1 pseudogene is annotated in these 798 nt (G+C 69.7%); it reads right to left on the reverse strand.

Going from position 1 to position 798, the window contains the following annotated elements:
* Nucleotides 1-121: 121 nt before the first annotated feature.
* Nucleotides 122-798 (reverse strand): annotated as a pseudogene (locus BN903_RS13415) (YihY/virulence factor BrkB family protein); the annotation flags it as partial.

Genomic DNA, 798 nt, shown 5'->3' on the forward strand with positions numbered 1-798 from the left:
CCGCGAGGTGCGTGACCGCGGCGAAGACGACCGTGACAATCCCGGGGAGCGCCTCGACGAACGCGGTCTCGCCGAGTCCGCGGTCCGCGGCGACGAGCCCGGTCACCGGCCCGTCTCCCGATCAGTCATCGCCGCGGTCGCGGGCGTAATCGAGCGCCTTGCCCGGCGTTTCGAGCAGGTTCAGCCCGACGCCGACCACAACGAATATCGTGTACAGCCCGAGCGTCGACAGCCCGAGCACGACGATGGCACCGACCGCGTAGATCCCCTGAAGCGACGTCAGCGCCACGAGCGTCAGCACCGTACCGTACAGCAAGACGAGGTACGGACCCCAGCCGCGGGCGTGCCCGCGGCGCATTCGGGACCGGACGTACCGTTTCAGCTCCGACTCGACCTCGGGTTTGTCGACCGTGCGTCGTTCCACGTCGTCCTCGAACTCGTCGAGCTGTGACCGCAGCTCTCGGACCTCCGCTTCGAGGGCGGCGACGTCCGGCGCGCCGCGCGGCCGTTCGTCGTCGTCCCCGGAGGCGTCCGACTCGCCGTTCATACCCGTGAGTCGGCCGCGGTCATGTTGTAACTGCCGGTCCGCGGCGTCGTCCGCGCTCGCGGCGGGACGGGCGGTCGCCCCGGTTCGATCGGGACCGTCGAGGGTGGTTCGTCCCGCGAGTACCACGTTGACCACGCCGCCGAGCACGACGACGACGGCCGCGAGGTACAGCCACGTGACGAGCAGCAGGATGCCACCGATAACGCCGTACACTTGGTACTGCGCGGCGCTCACCGCGTACACCTGAAAGC

Source organism: Halorubrum sp. AJ67 (assembly GCF_000513435.1).